The 286-nt window shown below is 37.4% G+C and carries 1 protein-coding gene; it reads left to right on the forward strand.

The window, feature by feature from the left end:
* Positions 1–286 (forward strand): DDE-type integrase/transposase/recombinase (locus BPMYX0001_RS28915; protein ID WP_033799841.1); only part of this gene is annotated, 286 nt, incomplete at both ends.

Raw genomic sequence — 286 nt, forward strand, 5'->3', positions numbered from 1 at the left:
AGCCAAGTGCTTTTTCAAGAAAGCCTTGGCTTTTTCATACGTTTCTAAACCCCGCGTGATAACAGTAGATAAGAACCCCGCTTATCCTGTAGCAATTGAGGAGTTAAAAGAAGAAAAAAGGATGCCAGAAGGCATCCAAATTAGACAAGTGAAATATCTTAATAACATAGTGGAGCAAGATCACCGGTTTATTAAAAGGCGAGTTCACTCTATGTTAGGATTCAAGTCATTTAAAACAGCAATTTCTATATTGAGTGGTGTCGAAGCCATGCATATGATGAAAAAA

The organism is Bacillus pseudomycoides DSM 12442 (genome assembly GCF_000161455.1).
Lineage (GTDB): Bacteria > Bacillota > Bacilli > Bacillales > Bacillaceae_G > Bacillus_A > Bacillus_A pseudomycoides.